Origin of the sequence: Nonomuraea basaltis, assembly GCF_005893125.1 — a bacterium.
GTDB classification, from domain to species: domain Bacteria; phylum Actinomycetota; class Actinomycetes; order Streptosporangiales; family Streptosporangiaceae; genus Nonomuraea; species Nonomuraea basaltis.
This window is the reverse complement of record NZ_VCJS01000123.1, coordinates 20,573-36,599: the sequence shown is the minus strand read 5'-3', so window position 1 is coordinate 36,599 and position 16,027 is coordinate 20,573. Positions and strand designations below refer to the sequence as shown.

General features: G+C 69.1%; 17 protein-coding genes and 1 pseudogene. 7 read left to right on the top strand and 11 right to left on the bottom strand.

The window, feature by feature from the left end:
- Window positions 1–412, bottom strand: a 412-nt coding sequence (locus tag EJK15_RS73250; RefSeq protein ID WP_206061430.1) for a site-specific integrase, incomplete at its 3' end; no start/stop codon positions are given.
- A 153-nt stretch (window positions 413–565) separates the two neighbouring features.
- Window positions 566–709, bottom strand: coding sequence for a hypothetical protein (locus EJK15_RS73245; protein ID WP_206061429.1), 144 nt, complete (start codon window positions 707–709; stop codon window positions 566–568).
- Window positions 710–1,002: 293 nt separating this feature from the next.
- Between EJK15_RS73245 and EJK15_RS41695 the strand changes: the two genes are divergently transcribed.
- Entirely contained in the window at window positions 1,003–1,992 is a 990-nt protein-coding gene (locus EJK15_RS41695; RefSeq protein ID WP_171074836.1) for a vWA domain-containing protein, read from the top strand.
- 231 nt (window positions 1,993–2,223) lie between these two features.
- On the opposite strand, the gene EJK15_RS71300 is transcribed toward EJK15_RS41695, so the two are convergent.
- From EJK15_RS71300 to EJK15_RS41680, 4 genes are all read right to left on the bottom strand, one after another.
- Window positions 2,224–2,388, bottom strand: coding sequence for a hypothetical protein (locus EJK15_RS71300; protein WP_171074835.1), 165 nt, complete (start codon window positions 2,386–2,388; stop codon window positions 2,224–2,226).
- 156 nt (window positions 2,389–2,544) lie between these two features.
- Window positions 2,545–3,792 carry an RNA polymerase sigma factor gene (locus EJK15_RS41690; RefSeq protein ID WP_138715986.1) on the bottom strand — a complete coding sequence of 416 codons (1,248 nt, stop codon included), beginning with the start codon at window positions 3,790–3,792 and terminating at the stop codon, window positions 2,545–2,547.
- Window positions 3,793–3,794: 2 nt separating this feature from the next.
- The gene (locus EJK15_RS41685; RefSeq protein ID WP_138715985.1) at window positions 3,795–4,157 is read right to left on the bottom strand and encodes a YciI family protein; all 363 of its coding nucleotides are present in this window, start codon (window positions 4,155–4,157) and stop codon (window positions 3,795–3,797) included.
- 92 nt (window positions 4,158–4,249) lie between these two features.
- A complete protein-coding gene (locus EJK15_RS41680; RefSeq protein WP_240777553.1) occupies window positions 4,250–5,812 on the bottom strand; it encodes an MFS transporter in 1,563 nt (520 codons plus the stop codon).
- On the opposite strand from EJK15_RS41680, the pseudogene EJK15_RS75175 reads away from it, so the two are divergent.
- Together EJK15_RS75175 and EJK15_RS41670 are read left to right on the top strand one after the other, a co-directional pair.
- Window positions 5,709–6,612, top strand: a pseudogene (locus EJK15_RS75175) (serine hydrolase domain-containing protein). The gene EJK15_RS41680 and the pseudogene EJK15_RS75175 overlap by 104 nt on opposite strands.
- A gap of 480 nt (window positions 6,613–7,092) precedes the next feature.
- Window positions 7,093–7,647: a pyridoxamine 5'-phosphate oxidase family protein gene (locus EJK15_RS41670; protein ID WP_138715983.1), complete on the top strand. Its 555-nt coding sequence runs from the start codon at window positions 7,093–7,095 to the stop codon at window positions 7,645–7,647.
- Here EJK15_RS41670 and EJK15_RS41665 read toward each other — a convergent pair.
- The 3 genes from EJK15_RS41665 to EJK15_RS41650 form a co-directional block, all read right to left on the bottom strand.
- Window positions 7,601–8,185, bottom strand: coding sequence for a hypothetical protein (locus EJK15_RS41665; protein ID WP_206061426.1), 585 nt, complete (start codon window positions 8,183–8,185; stop codon window positions 7,601–7,603). The genes EJK15_RS41670 and EJK15_RS41665 overlap by 47 nt on opposite strands.
- Window positions 8,186–8,443: 258 nt before the next feature.
- Window positions 8,444–10,303 (bottom strand): aldo/keto reductase, encoded by a 1,860-nt coding sequence (locus EJK15_RS77240; RefSeq protein ID WP_206061425.1) that lies wholly within the window; start codon window positions 10,301–10,303, stop codon window positions 8,444–8,446.
- A gap of 183 nt (window positions 10,304–10,486) precedes the next feature.
- Complete coding sequence (locus tag EJK15_RS41650) at window positions 10,487–11,452, bottom strand: NADP-dependent oxidoreductase (protein WP_138715982.1); 966 nt, start codon at window positions 11,450–11,452, stop codon at window positions 10,487–10,489.
- A gap of 122 nt (window positions 11,453–11,574) precedes the next feature.
- Between EJK15_RS41650 and EJK15_RS41645 the strand changes: the two genes are divergently transcribed.
- Window positions 11,575–12,561 carry a GlxA family transcriptional regulator gene (locus EJK15_RS41645; RefSeq protein ID WP_138715981.1) on the top strand — a complete coding sequence of 329 codons (987 nt, stop codon included), beginning with the start codon at window positions 11,575–11,577 and terminating at the stop codon, window positions 12,559–12,561.
- A gap of 19 nt (window positions 12,562–12,580) precedes the next feature.
- Complete coding sequence (locus EJK15_RS41640; protein WP_206061424.1) at window positions 12,581–12,721, top strand: helix-turn-helix domain-containing protein; 141 nt, start codon at window positions 12,581–12,583, stop codon at window positions 12,719–12,721.
- 74 nt (window positions 12,722–12,795) lie between these two features.
- Here EJK15_RS41640 and EJK15_RS41635 read toward each other — a convergent pair whose 3' ends face one another.
- A complete protein-coding gene (locus EJK15_RS41635) occupies window positions 12,796–13,281 on the bottom strand; it encodes a MarR family winged helix-turn-helix transcriptional regulator (RefSeq protein ID WP_138715980.1) in 486 nt (161 codons plus the stop codon).
- Between the two features lie 95 nt (window positions 13,282–13,376).
- Here EJK15_RS41635 and EJK15_RS41630 point away from each other — a divergent pair, with 95 nt between their 5' ends.
- Window positions 13,377–13,943: a hypothetical protein gene (locus EJK15_RS41630; protein WP_138715979.1), complete on the top strand. Its 567-nt coding sequence runs from the start codon at window positions 13,377–13,379 to the stop codon at window positions 13,941–13,943.
- A gap of 117 nt (window positions 13,944–14,060) precedes the next feature.
- On the opposite strand, the gene EJK15_RS71295 is transcribed toward EJK15_RS41630, so the two are convergent.
- Window positions 14,061–14,204: a hypothetical protein gene (locus EJK15_RS71295; protein WP_171074834.1), complete on the bottom strand. Its 144-nt coding sequence runs from the start codon at window positions 14,202–14,204 to the stop codon at window positions 14,061–14,063.
- A 222-nt stretch (window positions 14,205–14,426) separates the two neighbouring features.
- Between EJK15_RS71295 and EJK15_RS41625 the strand changes: the two genes are divergently transcribed.
- Window positions 14,427–15,803, top strand: coding sequence for a flavin monoamine oxidase family protein (locus EJK15_RS41625; RefSeq protein ID WP_138715978.1), 1,377 nt, complete (start codon window positions 14,427–14,429; stop codon window positions 15,801–15,803).
- Window positions 15,804–16,027 lie beyond the last annotated feature (224 nt).

The window sequence follows — 16,027 nt, the reverse complement described above, 5'->3', positions numbered from 1 at the left end:
GCTGCTCGAGACGATGGTCACGCTGGCCGACCCCGGTGCTGGTGGCACCGGATAACCTGACCGGCATGTGGGATCTTCTGCTGCGGGGCGGGCCGACTCCGAAGGAACTTCCCACCCACCGCCCAGCCGGCCAACGATAGACGGTGGTCATGGTCTGTGACCTTTGTCGAGCCCAGGGGTGAGGCGAAGACACGTTCAGCTTGCCGAACCGGCCCAGCTCCCAGCGCACGTCCTCCAGGTCCAGCATGCGGGCCTCGTCGATCCGTAATCCGACATCGGCGACCAGCCGGGCCACAGCGTAGTTGCGGGCGGCCGGGGCGAACTTGCGGCAGCTCAGCAGCTCTTCGCGCCACCCGACGAACAGCTGCTCGATCTCCTCGACGGTGGGCGGGATGCGTAGCTGAGGATCCACCGACAGCCGCGGTCAGTTGACCTCATCGAGCGGGCATTCGACCACGCGGCCGGTGAGATTGTGCAGCTCAATCTTGTGCCTGAGCTCGAGAAACCGGAAGAACACCGTCAGAGCGGCTGCCCGTCCGGTGCGGGTGGAGGGCTTGGCATCCCGTTACACCTTGCCGAAATAGCGATCGCCATCTTCGGGCTGCATCTCCCACAGGGGCCGGCCGAACCAGTCCCGAATCAGCTCCAGATGGTTGGCGTCGTTGCGGATGGTGCTGTCGGTCAGCCCAGCCGACGCCCGGGCCAGCACGAACCCCGCCAGGATGCTGGACCTGGTCGACTGAACCGGAGTTCACCCGGCACACCAGGGATGAATACACATCAGTGGGCCACCAGTGCTTCGCCTCTTGTGGCGCAGGGGCCGCAGATCACATGTCGGGCACGGCACGGTCACTGTGTGATCCGGGGTTGAACGCCCTCACCGATCCTTCCGTCGAAAAGGTCATGACACGTCACCGTGTACTCCTCGCCGCCTTGCCGTTGTCCGCCCTGCTCCTGACCGCCTGCGGCGGAGGGGGTACGAGCGACGCCAGTGCGCCCGCTGTGAAATCCGAAGCCCAGGGGCAGCCGGGTTTACGGGCGGGCAGCGTCGACGACAACGCCGCCTTCGCCGCTTACCTGGACTACCAGAAGAAGTTCGCCGCTGACGACCAGCAGGTGCGAGGCGCCGATGTCAGCAGGCGCAGGATCGTGACAGTGACGGACCGGGACGGCCGGCCGCTGTCCGGCGCCACCGTGCAAGCTGGAGATCAGACGGCGCGCACCTACGCCGACGGACGCGCGCTGATCTTCGGTGACGGCCGGATCACCGTCTCCTACGGCGGAGCCACCGCCGCGGCCACCGGCGACGCGCCCAAGGTCAAGCTGCCCCTCACCAGGCTGGAAGGCCGAGCCAAACTGCAGGTGCTGTTCCTCATCGACACCACCGGCTCGATGGGTGACGAGATCGGCCGCCTGACCGCCAGCGTCGACTCGGTCGCGTCACGCATCGCCAAGCTGCCGGCCGAGCCCGAACTGAAGCTCGGCATGACGCTCTACCGCGACAAGGGCGACGAATACGTCACCAGGACCACCGACTTCACCGCCGACGTGGAAACGTTCCGTGAGCAGCTCGCCGAGGTGCGGGCCGAAGGCGGCGGTGACACCCCCGAGGACCTGAACGCAGCGCTCGCCGAGGCGCTGGCCAAGCCGGCCTGGCACGAGGACGCCGTCAAACTGGTCTTCCTCATCGCCGACGCCCCGCCGCACCTCGACTACGACGGGCCGGACTATCTGACCGAGGCTCGCCGGGCGGCCGAACGCGGCATCAAGATCGAGCCGATCGCTTCATCGGGCCTCGACGCCCAGGGCGAGTACATCTACCGCCAACTCGCCCAGCTCACCATGGGACGCTTCACCTTCCTCACCTACGGCGCCGACGGCGTCTCGCCGGGCGACAAGACCGAGCACCACGTCTCGGAGTACGCCGTGCTGGCCCTGGACGATCTGGTGGTCAAACTGGTCATCGATGAGCTGAAGCCCCTGTCCAGCTGACCACGTGCGTGGTTCATCGCCCAGCTCGTTGGTAGACGATGTTCAGGATCGTCTGATTGGCGCCGCCTCCACCTCGTGGTCAACCCCCACACCCAACCCCAGCCTTCAGAGCCTCAACCCCAATCGCGGGGGTGCCCGACCCGGCCGCTCGCACCCTGCGCGACCGCCTCGCCGGCACCCGGGTCGTCCGCGACCTGCTGTAAGACGCTCAGGCGGTGGCGCCGCCGTCGATCACGTGGTGCTGGCCGACAACGAACTCCCCTCCGGCGAGGACTCTTTATCATCCTCATCGAACTCGTTGGCCAGCCCGAGGTCTTCCAGGTCCTGCAGGAGCCGGTCCGGTTCGGCGCCCCAGCGCGGCGCATCGAGGAACATCGGGGCGAGACCAGTGATCATCTTAAGGTGTTCCCCAAGCTCATCAGGTGGGTGGAGTGAATGTGCTGCGCCGGCCGGTTGCCGGGGAACAGTCAGAGGCTGCTCCGGATACTTCGACGTTGCGGGGACCGCGATCAGTATCTCCTCGACCTGGCCTGTTCCGGCCAACCGGATGCTCTACCCGGCCCAGGCGGCCAGGCGGGCGGCGCGAGCCTCCAGGTAGCGCTGCTCGGGAATGCTGGTCGTGCGCCGCGCGGCCCGTCGGTAATGCGCCAGGGCGGCGGCGTGGTCACCGGCCATCTCCAGCAGGTGCGCCCGGACGGCGTCCAGCCGGTGATGGGTGGACATGTGGCCGTCGGAGCCCAGGGTGTCCACTAGGTCCAGGCCGGCCCGCGGGCCTGCGACCATGGCCACCGCGATGGCCCGGTTGAGGGTGACCATGGGGTTGGGCGAGAAGTGTTCGAGCAACTCGTAGAGGCCGAGAATCTGCGGCCAGTCGGTGTCCTCCGCGCTGGTCGCCTCGGAGTGGACCGCGGCGATGGCGGCCTGCAGCTGGTACGGGCCGAGCGGTTTCCTGGTCAGGGTGTCGCTGATCAGGGCGACGCCTTCGGCGATGGCGGCGCGGTCCCACTGCCGGCGGTCCTGCTCGGGGATCGGGATCAGCGTCCCGTCCGAGCGGGTGCGGGCGGCGCGGTGGGCGTCGGTGAGCAGCATGGTCGCGAGCAGCCCGGCGACCTCGCCGTCCTCGGGCAGCAGCCGGTGCACCTCTCGGGTGAGCCGGACGGCTTCACCGGTCAGGTCGGCCCGGTACAGGTCGGGACCGGAGCTGGCTGTATGGCCCTCGTTGAAGATCAGGTACAGCACCTGCAGGACCACCCGCAGCCGGTCGGCGAACTCGGCGTCCGGTGGCATCCGAAACGACGCGCCCGCGGCCTTGATCTTCTGCTTGGCCCGGCTGATCCTGGGCGCCATGGTTGCCTCGGGAACGAGGAAGGCCCTGGCGATCTGCGCGGTGGTCAGGCCGCCGACCGCGCGCAGCGTCAGTGCGACCTGGGAGGCCGGGGTCAGCGCGGGATGGCAGCACAGGAACAGCAGGGTGAGCGTGTCATCCTCAGCGCCTGGCTGCTGGTCGCCGGGGCCGGCGGTCATCCCCTCGTCGGTCCGGGCCATGGCGGCCACGGTGGCTTCCCGCCGCTCCCGCGCCGCGTCGCTGCGCCACCGGTCGGTCAGCCGGCGGGTCGCGACGGTGTGCAGCCAGGCCTCCGGGCTACCCTGCAGCCCGTCGAGCGGCCATTGGGTGGCGGCCGCGAGCAGCGCCTCCTGAACCGCGTCCTCGCACGCGTCGAACTGGCCGTGCCGGCGGATCAGCACCCCGAGGACCCGCGGCGCAAGTGTGCGCAGCAGGTCCTCGGCGCGGGCGTTCATGCTCACATCTCCGTGCCGCCGGCGTGCATCACTGGCCGCACCTCAACCGCGGTGTAGCGGGCGTCCGGGATCATGCCGGCAAGCGCGGCGGCCCGCTCGGTGGTCTCGCAGTCGACGACGTAGTACCCGGCAAGGAAGACCTTGGCCTCAATGTACGGCCCGTCAGTGACCGCGGGGACTCCGTCGCGTACCCGGACCGTTGTGGTGTTGGCCGGGTCGGCCAGCGCGGCGAAGCCGACCAGCTCGCCGGACTCCTTGGTCAGTGCGGTAAGCGAGTCGTGCGCGGCGAACATGGCGTTGCGCTCCTCCTCGGACAGCGCTTCCAAGGCGGCGGGGTTCACGTGGATCATCAGCAGGTACTTCATCTCTGGCTCCTCATGATCGCTGCGCCCCAGCGGGCGTCTCAGGGAAAGGTCGGAACGGCAGCCCCAGCCTCGACGTCCCGCGCCAGCCGAAATCAACCGGCATCGGCGGTGACCTCCTCGGCCTGAGCTGCCTTCTGACGCAGCGCGACCCGTACGGCGAAGGCGACGCCGATGATCACCACGGCGCCGACCGCGGCAACCACGTTGAGCCCGCTGGTGAAGGACTCCCGGGCGGTGGCGAACAGTTCGCTCGCCGGCCCAGCCGGGAGCTGTCCCACGGCCGCCGCGACCCCGCCCATGGTCTCCCTGGCGGCGCCGACCACGGCCGCGGGAACGCCGGCCGGCGCGGAGTCCACGAGCTGGTTGCGGTAGATCGCGGTGCCGACGGTGCCGAGGATGGCAAGGCCCAGCGTCGAGCCGAGCACATTGCTGGTCTCCGACAGCGACGCGGCGGATCCGGCCCTCTCCGGCGGGGCGGAGCTGACCACCAGGCCGGTGCCCAGCGCGAACATCGGGCCGATGCCGAACGCGACCAGCGCGACGCAGACCACCACGAAGACCAACCCGCCGCTGCTGCCGAGCTGGGTCAGCAGCAGCATGCCCACGGCCGACAAGCTCAAGCCGAACACGATCGCCGTGGTCGGCCTGACCACCGTGACCAGCTTCGGAGCCAGCAGCACGCCCGCCGCGATACCGACGCCGGTCGGCGCCTGCCACAACCCGGCCTCCGCAGGCGAAAGACCTACGACGCTCTGCACGTATTGGCTGGTCAGCAGGCTGATGCCAGCCAGCGCACCGGAGCCGAGCGCCATCGCCGTGAGCATCACACGGAACGAGGTCTTGACGAATAGGCGAAGGTCCACCAGCGGGTGTTCCAGCCGCCGCTGCCGGAGCACGAACAGCGCGCCCATGATCACACCAGCCACGATCGCGACGATCGCCGGCGCGGGGGAGGAGTTGTCGCCGGCGGCGAGCTCCTTGATGCCGTAGACCACCGGCAGCACGGCCAGCAGGGACAGCGCCACGCTGAACAGATCGATCCGGCCGGCACCAGGGACGCGATACTCGGGCAGCAGCACGGGGCCGACCACCAGCAGCAGCACCATCACCGGCACGCCGAGCAGGAACGCCGAGCCCCACCAGAAGTGGTTCAGCATCACCCCGCCGATGACAGGGCCCAGCGCGCCCCCGCCGAACTGGCAGGCCGCCCACACCGAGAAGGCCAGCCCGCGCTGCCGGGCGTCGGCGAACATGTTGCTGATCAAGGCAAGCGTCGACGGGCCAAGGGTGGCACCGGCGATCCCGAGCATGCCGCGCGCCACGATCAACATCTGCGGGCTCGAGGCGTAGGCGGCCAGCACGGAGGCCGCGCCGAACGCGGCCGCGCCGATCAGCAGCAGCCTGCGCCGCCCGACCCGATCACCCAGCGAACCCATGGTGATCAGGAAACCGGCGAGCAGGAAGCCGTAGCTGTCCATGATCCACAACTGCTCGGCTCCGGTGGCCCGCAGATCTGCGCTCAGATGAGGCAGCGCCAGGAACAGCACGCCGATGTCCAACGCGACCAGCAGCGCCGGCAGGGCCAGCACAGCCAGCCCGATCCACTCACGCCGCCCCGCTCGCGGGTGCGTGCCTGCGACATCCTGCTCGTGCACGGTAGCTCCCCATACTGTGGTGCCGCCCTTGCGGGCGTGGTCACAACAACGTCGGAGCCGGCGACGGGTTCTTGACATGCGGCGGCCAGGACCGCGGCATGTCAAAATCGCGCCGCCGGCTCCGACTCTCCAGCGAGAGGCGCCCTCAGCTGGTGCCGTGACGTCTCCGGGAGGGAACGACATGAGCGATCTTCAGAAGCAGATCCAGGTACTCATCGAAGGGCTGGTGGAGTCCGGGTCTGAGAACGGTGTGCAGGCTGCGGTGTACCGGCGCGGTGAGTTGGTGGTGGACGCGGTGGCCGGGATGGCCGACCCGGAGACAGACCGGCCGGTGACATCGGACACGCTGTTCTATTCCGCGTCGACGGTTAAGGGGGTCACCGCGACCGTCGTGCACGTGTTGGTGGAGCGGGGAGTGTTCGACTACGACACGCGGGTGGTGGAGGTGTGGCCGGAGTTCGGCGCGCACGGCAAGGAAAACGCGACGGTGGCACGTGCTGACGCATTCGGCTGGGGTGCCGGGGGTGCCGGCGGACATGACCCTGGAGCGGTTCTGTGACTGGGAGGCGATGTGCCAGCTGATCGCCGAGGCGGAGCCGTGGTGGACACCGGGGGAGAAGGTGGGCTACCACGCTGTCACGTTCGGGTTCATTCTCGGTGAAATCGTGCGTCGTGCGACCGGCAAGCGGATCTCTCAGGTGCTGGCCGAGGAGGTCGCCGGGCCGCTGGGTGCCCAGGTCCGGCACCACAGGCCTGACCTCTTCGAGCTGACCGTCGCTCCCGGCACGCATCCTGGCTAACGGACCACCGGCAGTCGTGCGGCGAGATCACGCCGTGGCCTTGCAGGAACAGCATGGCCTGGGCCTCGGCGCTGTGGGACACCGCCTCGTGGTCCGACAGGAACGCGGTGCCGGCCGCCGGCAACTCTGCGCCGCCAGAGCGGCGTGAAGATTCCGGCGCGGTTGGTGGATGCGGTGCTCGGCAGCCGAGTCTTGCGAAAGAACCTCTACTGAGGAAGAGGTGCCGTCACCGCCATCGACGGCGACCTGACCGCGGCCACGGCCACGGCCACGGCCTTGGAGCAACCCCGCGGCGGCACACGAGGAGTACGCGAAGACGTCGTCGCCGTGTGTGGCGCCCGGCTGGGTAGGCGCCCGGTACGGTCCGCAAGCCGGGTGAAGAAATACGACACCAGGTGTCGGGTTTTGGGTCGAGCATGGTTTCACCGGTCTGCGTCGATGGCGGACGTGGACCGGGCCTACGGATAGATAAGGACCTCCATGCACGAAACGCCAGAAGAGCTCGAAGAGCTCCAGACCCTCCTCGACGCCTCCCTCTCCCGCTCAACCTCGCACCTCCGCTCGATCATCAACAGCGAGCGCACCCTGACCGCAGAGCAGCTCACCCAGGTCCTCACCGGCATGTGCACCCTCGCCCTATCCACCGTGACGGCGAAGGGCGAGCCGCGGATCAGCGGCGTGGACGGGCACTTCCTGCACGGAAAGTGGCATTTCGGCACGGCGCGCGGCGCCGCCAAGGCCCGCCATCTCGCCGTCCGGCCCGCCGTCAGCGCCGCGCACATGCGTGGTGAGGACCTGGGCGTGTTCACGCACGGCAAGGTGGAGATCCTCAACCCCTGGGACGGCGAGCCGGCCGCAGACTGGCCGGGCCTGCTCGCGTACTTCAAGGACTTCTACGGCGACGACTTCTTCGACTGGGACAACGACGTGGTCTACTACCGGCTGCATCCGTACTGGATGACTGTCTACGCCCCCGATCTCGCGAAGCTCACGGCGGCGTCCAGTCCAGATCCGCAGCACAGGCCCCAAGCCTGAGCAGCGAGGTGTCGGCGGTGCAGTCGAGGTGGCTTCGGCCATCGGAGAGCTGCGTGTCTGGGCTGATGTAGCTGCGCCGCCCCATGTGGGTGGCCGGGTCAGGCCCATGCACGATGATCTTTCCGGCGCGGACGGCCCGGTTCCATCCACTGCGGCGGAAAGCCCGCCAACGCTGAGGGAAGATCCAGGTGCTGATCCGCTCAATCCAGTCGCTAGCACTGGTGAGCTGGTAGAGGTGATGGGCGTGGGTGAGATCGTTGGCGCCGTTGTGGAACCCGCCGATAGTGATCAGGAGGAGCGGGGCACGCAGCTGGGTGTGCAGCTCTTCGACTGCGCCGGTGGCGACTTGGGCGCCGCCGCTGTGGCTGAGCAGCACCACGGGGATGCCGCTGTCGGGCTGGTAACCGGCCAGGCGGAGCTGGCCGGCGATCTGGGTGCCCACGGCGCAGTTGTACAGGGGACGGTACCGGTGGTCGGCGGCGACGAAGATCTGCATGACGTTGTGCAGGAACAGCAGGATCCCGATCGGGGTCCGCACCCCGGGCGTGGGGCATGTCCTGGGGGAGCTCGGTGGTAGGAGCCCGCCAGCCCGCGGTGTAGGCCATCACCTCGTAGCGGGCGAGCAGAGCTTCGGCGAGCAGGACCGGACCAAGCACCAGGACAAGAAGGGGGAACTCGGTCATGTGAGCAGCTCCTGCACCCCCGGGGGGCCACCAAATCTGTGACTCCGTCGGCCAACTTGTTCGTTTAAGTCGTCGCCATGATCGCTCCGCATGGATGGGGCCCCACTTTGCGATCAGGCGAGGTTGGCGAGGTCCTCCTCAGTGAGGGTGATCGACCGGGCGATCAGGTTCTCCTCCAGGTGAGCCACGGAACCGGTGCCCGGGATGGCCAGGGCGACCGGGTCCAGTGCCAGCAGCCAGGCCAGCGCGATCTGGCGGGCGGTGGCGCCGTGCCGTTCGGCGACCTTGACCAGGCCGGGGTCGTCGATGTCGGCCCTGCCGCCACCGAGAGGGAAGAAGGGGACGAAAGCGATGCCGGCCTGCGTGCAGGCGTCCAGGACGGCCGTCTCGTCACGATTGGCGATGTGGAAGTTGTTCTGGACGGCCGCGACAGGAGCGATCGTGCGGGCCTCGGCTAGATGGCCGGCGTTGACGTTGCTGATGCCCAGATGGCGGATCAGGCCCTCCTCGCGCAGCGCGGCGAGCGCCTCGAAGCGTTCGGCGAGCGACTCGCCGTGCGGGGGTTCCGTCAAGCCGATGCGCAGGTAGACCAGGTCGAGGCGATCCAGGCCCAGGCTTTCGAGGTTGGCTTCGACCTGGGGCCGGAGATCGGCGGCAGTGCCCTGGCGGGGACCACCGGGGCCGAAGACCGGGCCGACCTTGGTGGCGATGACCAGCGTGTCCGGGTACGGGGACAGGGCCTCGCGGATGAGGGTGTTGGCGCGCACCGAGCCGTCCTCGCTGCGATAGAAGTCGGCGGTGTCGATGTGGTCGACGCCGAGCTCAACGGCGCGGCGCAGGACGGCGCGGCCGGACTCGGGGTCGCGGGCGGGTGCACCCGGGCCGCCCGCGGGCAGGCGCATGGCGCCGAAGCCGAGCCGGGCGATCGTCAGGTCGCCGCCGAGGCGGAACTGGTTGGTCATGTCTCTCCTCATGATGTGAAGTGGTGCCTGTGAGAAAACGGGACCGCCGTCCGCTCGGCTGATCGCCGGATTGCCTCTCATCGGCAGCCGGCCCCCGCGCTGTATGTGCCCTTGGCGGGACCCTGCATCGGCTTGGTGGGTAGACCACTGTCCAGCACTGTCCAGTCCAGCCCCTTGGAGCGGATGCGCTCGTCCGCGATCTTCTTGTAGGCGTGGATCGACCGCAGCAGCGTGCGGTCGATCTGCTTCCGCGCAGTGCTCGACCAATCGACGGCGTGACCGGCACCCTCGACGACGGCCACGCCAGGCGGGAGACGTCCCAGTCTCGCCGCATGCGCTTGCAGGACTGAACCCGACGAACGTGACCGTCTCCTCGAGCGGCGCACGGCCCGTACGGGCGTAACGCACCGTGACGTCCTCGAAGCCGATCGACATGCCGCAGAAGAGGATGAGCCCGTCCGGGGGGTGCAGGATCTCCGCGACGGTCTTGCGATACACCGACCACGCCATCTGCGGGCAACTGTGCAGCCCTTCGGCGCGGAGCAGCAGCATGACGGTCTGCAGATACATGCCGACGTCGGCCCATTGGGGCGGGCCCATGTCGCGGTCGATGTAGCAGAACAGGGCGGCCGGCGCGCCGAAACAGTCCCAGTTCGCGGCAGCGGCCCTCTGGCGCGCCTCCCAGTCATCGCGCGATATACCGAGTGCGCCGTAGCGCTCCTTGCCGAAGGCGGATCGGCGCTCGCGGTACGGGGACTTCAGGTCGGGCGGGTACATCTCGTACTCCCGCTCGTCCCAGGGGTCGCCTGCGGTCACGCGCTCGAGCGCGCGTTTCTTGAGCTCGGCAAGCGGCCCGCCGGTCAGCACGTAGATGCGCCACGGCTGGAGGTTCGAGGCGGACGGCGACCAAGCCGCGGCGGACAGCACGCGCTCCAGCACCTCCATCGGGACGGGCTCGTCGGTGAATTCGCGCACCGCCCGTCGGCTCGTGACCGCCTCGTAGACGTCCACGATCGCCACCTCCCCATATGCTCCCTGCATCTACTTCCGTTACATTCACTACGATATCATTCGATATGGTATCAATCAATACCATCTAGTGCGCAGATGGGCCCCGTACATCGTGAGGAAGATGACTCGTGCAGGAACCGACCACGAACGTCGCCGTCGTCGGGGGCGGCATGCCGCAGCCGGTCATCCGGCGACGGTGAGTACGATCTTTCCGGTGGTACGGCCGGTCTCGCCGAGCTCGTGAGCCTTGGCCGCCTGCTCGAACGGCAGGACGGTGTCGACCTCGACGCGCAGCCGCCCCGCCTCGACCAGCTCGGCGATCGTCGCCATCGCGGCGTTGTCCGGCTCGACGAGGACGGAGCCTGCCCAGATGCCGCGCTCCCCGGCCTGCCGAAGGAGGTCCTCGTCAGGCTCCGAAGCGAGCTGGGCAAGGGTGCCACCGTCCCGCAGCGTCCGCAGGGAACGCCCCCCGTAGTCGCCACCGATGCTGTCGATGACCAGGTCGACGTCGCGGACTGTCTCGGCGAAGTCCTCCTCGGTGTAGTCGATCACCTCGTCGGCGCCCAGTGCACGTACGAAGGCGTGCTTGGGCGTACGAGCGGTACCGATCACGTACGCGCCGAGATGCTTGGCGAGCTGCACGGCCAGATGGCCGACCCCGCCGGCCGCGGCGTGGATCAACACGCGCTGGCCCGGCTGCACGTTCGCGGTGTCGTACAGGACCTGCCACGCGGTGAGCGCCGCCAGCGGCAGCGCCGCGGCGTGCACGTGGTCGAGGCCGACCGGCTTACGGGTGAAGTGCCGCGACGGGGCGGTCACGTACTCCGCGTAGCCGCCCGCCTTGTGCGGGAAGCGCGGCATGCCGAAGACCTCGTCACCCGGCTGGAAGCGGGTGACCCCGAGTCCCACGGCCTCGACCACCCCGGACACGTCCCAGCCGAGGATGGCGGGAGGGTCGCCCAGCAGCCTGCCGTGCGTCCGTGACTTCCAGTCCGTGGGGTTGACGCCGGCCGCGTGCACCCGTACCAGGACCTCCGTCGGCATCGGCTCAGGACGGTCCACCTCGGCCAGGGTCAGCACCTCTGGGCCGCCCGCGGACTCCTGAATGATCGCGCGCATCCGTGCCGTCGTCGTCGTGTCTTCGCTCATGGGAGAACCCTCCGTAAAAGCCGGAATAAGTGTGCCGCCGACTGCGGCGCCCGTGATCAGCCTCCGCGATGGACGGACTCGGAAGAAGTGGCATGATTGCCATTGTGCGTAAGGATCACGCCATGCATCGCGTCGTCGTACTCGCCCTCGACGGCGTGATTCCGTTCGAGCTGAGCATCCCGTCCCGGGTCTTCGGCATCGCCGAGGGCTCGAACGGCGAACCGCTGTACGAAGTCATCACCTGCACCGTCGACGGCCGCCCCGTACGGACCACGGCGGACTTCAGCGTCGCCGTCGAGCATGGAGCGGAGGCCCTCGCCACGGCGGACACCGTGGTCATCCCCGCCGCCTACAGTGCCGGGATGATCCACGAGTTGGGACGGCTGCCGGAGCCGCTCGACGCTGCGCTCGCGACCGTGCGGCCGCGCACCCGCATGGTGTCGATCTGCGTCGGATCGTACGTACTGGCGGCGATGGGTCTGCTCGACGGCCGTCCGGCGACCACGCACTGGCACCACGCCGAGCACTTCCAGCGGCTTTTCCCCCGCGTACGGGTGGATCCGGACGTGCTGTTCGTCGACGACGGCGATGTGCTGACCTCGGCGGGCGCGGCGGCCGGGGTGGACCTGTGCCTGCACATCGTCCGCCGCGACCACGGCAGCGAGGTGACGAACCAGGTGGCTCGCGGCTGTGTTGTCCCGCCGTGGCGCGAGGGCGGCCAGGCCCAGTACATCGAACGGCCCGTGCCGGCACCGTCGACGGCCGGCACCGCGCACACCCGCGCCTGGGCCCTAGAACGCCTGCACGAGCCGCTGCCGCTGTCGGAGTTGGCCGCGCACGCGCGGATGAGCGTACGCACGTTCATCCGCCGCTTCCGCGAGGAGGTCGGCATGCCGCCGGGGCAGTGGCTGATCCGGCAGCGCGTGGACCGGGCTCGTCATCTGCTGGAGGCGAGCGACCTGGCCGTCGACCTCATCGCCCACCAGACCGGCTTTGGTACGACGGCCTCGCTCCGCCACCACCTGCACGCGGCGATCGGCGTCTCGCCGATGGCCTACCGGCGCACCTTCCACACGCACGAATCGCCGTCCGCGCACGCCGAGGTCTGACGCACATCGGCTTTGGTGGATGGCACTCGGCCCCCGCCAGGTCCGGCTCGCGCGGGAGATGTACGACTCCGGCGACTACGGCGACTACACCGTCCAGCAGATCGCCGACGAGTTCGGCGTCACCCGCCCCACCATCTACCGCCACCTCACCAAGGCTTGACGCCACGTAGGCCGCGCCCGAGCCGCAACGTTGTTGATCTTGTATTGCGGCGTTTGGGCTCACCGCGGGCACGCTTACGCCTCACCGCCTGAGGGATAGGCGAACCGGGTCAACAGATCCCTCAGCTGCTCACGCTCGCCAGGCTCCAGTTCCGCAACCAAACGCTCAGCCAGCGGCTCCGCTGCCACGTGGGCTGCATCGAAAAGCTCGACGCCCTGGGGCGTGATCTCCACTGCCCGCACCCGCCGGTCTCCCGGAACGGTCTTGCGTACGGCCAACCCTCTACGCTCCAGGTCGTCCACGACCCGCATGATTCCCGCCTTGTCCGACCCCGTCGCCGCCGCCAGGTCCCGCTGCACCGTGGGCCCGCGGTCGACCAGCACGATTAGCACGGCAAAATGCCGCAACTCGATGCCGAGCGGCCGGAGCGCCTCTGTCATCACCGTGGCCGCGCGCCAGTGCGCCTGACGCAGCAGCAATCCGAGAGCGAAAGGCGAGGTATCGCCGGGGCGGTCGGTCGCACGCGAAGCGGTGGCTCTCTGAGGAACGTCGGCGGTCATGAGAGCATTTTACCCGGTATCTTTTCATTCGATACGGTATTATTTGAAATAAGTTGCGGCTCGGATCAATCGAACGCACCTCAAGCCTGCGAGCGGTGCCGGCTCGGCAGTGGACCCCCGACGCGCTCCCGCAGCCGCCCAGCCGTCGCGCCCGCCACGGCACGGTGATCGCCGAGGTCGTGGCAGTGGTCCTACTGGCCACGTTCGTGATGCTCTCGCCGGTCGTGAGCACCCAGACCGACGCCAACGGCAATCCCATCGGCATACTCTCGCCCTGGCTGTGGCAGACCGGCGTGGTGTACGTGTTCCTTGGCCTTGCGATCGCCGGGCTCGGCGTCACCGTCGCCAAGAGCTACGTCAACTGGAGCGTCCCCGTCGCCATCACCGCCGTGCTGCTCAGCATCGCGAGCACCACCGTGCTGATCTGGGTAGCGGCTGACGACCGGTTGCTCAACCCCGCCTTCGTGGACGCGGCCGGGTGGCCGTCGGACGTGGCGCGCTGGATCAATGTGGGCCTCATCGTGGCAGCCGTGCTCGCGGTCGTTCAAGCCGTCGTCGAGGCGGCCGCCGGGTTCGCGGCCAGATCGTGGGTGACACCCAGCTGGAAGACAATGATCCACACCATTGTCGAAGGGATCACGATTCGAGCTTCTCGCCGCTGATCAATAGGCAGGACGCGCCCGGAACGCCATCGCGTCCGGGCGCGCCGCCTGAACGGTCCCAGCTGCCCCGGTAGGCGGGCGCCGACCTGGGCGGCGCCGACCTGGGCGGGGTGCGGATCACCGCCCGCCCGTTTCCAGCGCCGACGCCCGGCCGAGGCGCAACTCGTTCAGGTCCGGGATGTGGTTGGAGAGCGTGCCGGGCTGTCCCCCAGCAGGCGGGCGATCGAGGTGATCGAGTGCTCGGGGTTGGGCAGCGCCCATGCTACGGACGGTTTCGCAAGGGTTTCACACCGGGCATGTTGATCGTTGGGCCGAGCGGCGACCGACGTGGGTAAGATCGGCCGGGTTGATTGATCTCATACAGGTCAGCGCCGTGGTGGTCGGTGGGTGCGCTGGCGTGTCCGTCGTGCCACGGACGCGTCCACACCCGGCCGGGTGGCGGAGCGTGGTCCGGGGCACGACCCGACCCACCGGAGAAAGCACATGTCCGACCACCCCTCCGCTCTTTCCGCCTCCTCGGCTGACGTGATCGTTGTTGGCGCTGGATTGGCGGGCCTGACCTGCGCCCGTGACCTGCACCGCCACGGTCTGGACGTCGTGATACTGGAAGCCCGTGACCGAGTCGGCGGGCGCACCTACAGCGTCGAGATCGACGGCCAGACCATCGAGCTGGGCGGGCAGTTCCTCGGTCCTGGGCAAGACCGGGCGTACGCGCTCGCCGCCGACCTCGGCGTAAGCGTCTTCCCGACGTACGGCGAGGGAGACCATTTGGTGGAGACCGCCGCCGGGCGAGTACGGCGCTACCGGGGTACCATCCCGCGGCTGAGTCCGCTCGCCTTGCTGGACGCCGCCCAGGCCCAGGCCAGGTTCGAACGGCTCGCCCGAAGGATCGACACCGACGCGCCCTGGCAAAGCCCCGGCGCGGTCGCCCTGGACGGTCAGACGCTCGAAACCTGGATCCGCCGCACCACGTGGACCCGGGCCGGGCGGCGGCTGTTCACCATGGCCTGCCAGGCGGTGTGGTCCTGTCAGCCGAGCGAGCTGTCCCTGCTGCACGCGCTGTTCTACGCCCGCTCGGCGGGCACCCTCCAGCAGGTGATCGCCGTCGAGGGCGGCGCGCAGCAGGACCGCCTCGACGGCGGGACGCACGAGCTGGCCGTGCGTCTGGCGCGCCGGCTCGGTGACCGCGTCCACCTCCACCTCGGCACCCCGGTCGACCGCATCGTCCAGGACGAGCACGGCGTACACGTCGCCGCGGGGGATAGGACCTGGCGGGCGGCGCACGTCGTGGTGGCGATCCCGCCCACGCTGTCCGGCCGCATCACCTACCAGCCGCCCCTGCCGGCAGCCCGCGACGGGCTCACCCAGCGGCTGCCCATGGGCACCGTGATCAAGTGCATGGCCGTCTATCCGGAGCCGTTCTGGCGCTCGGCCGGGCTCAGCGGCCAGGCCACCAGCCTGCGCGGGCCGCTCAGCGCGGTCTTCGACAGCAGCCCGCGTCCGGGCGAGCCGGGCATCCTGCTCGGCTTCGTTGAGGGAGCCGAGGCACGGTTCATGACCGCCCGACCGGCACACGAGCGCCGGGCGGCGGTCCTCGCCCAGCTGGCCGAGCTGTTCGGCCCGCGGGCCGCATCCCCGGCCACCTATGCCGAGCAGGACTGGGGCGCCGAGCCGTTCACCCGCGGCGCCTACTCCGCCGTCTTCCCACCCGGCGCCTGGACCCAGTACGGCCACGCACTGCGTCCCCCGGCAGGCCGCATCCACTGGGCCGGGGCCGAGACCGCCCCCCGCTGGTACGGCTACATCGAGGGCGCCATCAGATCAGGCGAAGCCGCGGCGGCCACGATCACCACCTCCTAACCGCCGGGCGTGAAGGTGAGAGCGCCGGCATGCGGGCCCTCTCACCTTCTCGGACATCACCATCCGTCACGGCCTGGACCTCTTGTGGAAACGGCGCGCCGCCACTCGAAATCGCCGCCGACCACCTCGGGACACGCCGGGGCTTATCGCGCTTGGCGAGCGCGCGGTCGCGGCCGGACATCGCACGAACCGAGTGGAGGGCCGTCATGGCAGGTTCGTGAAAG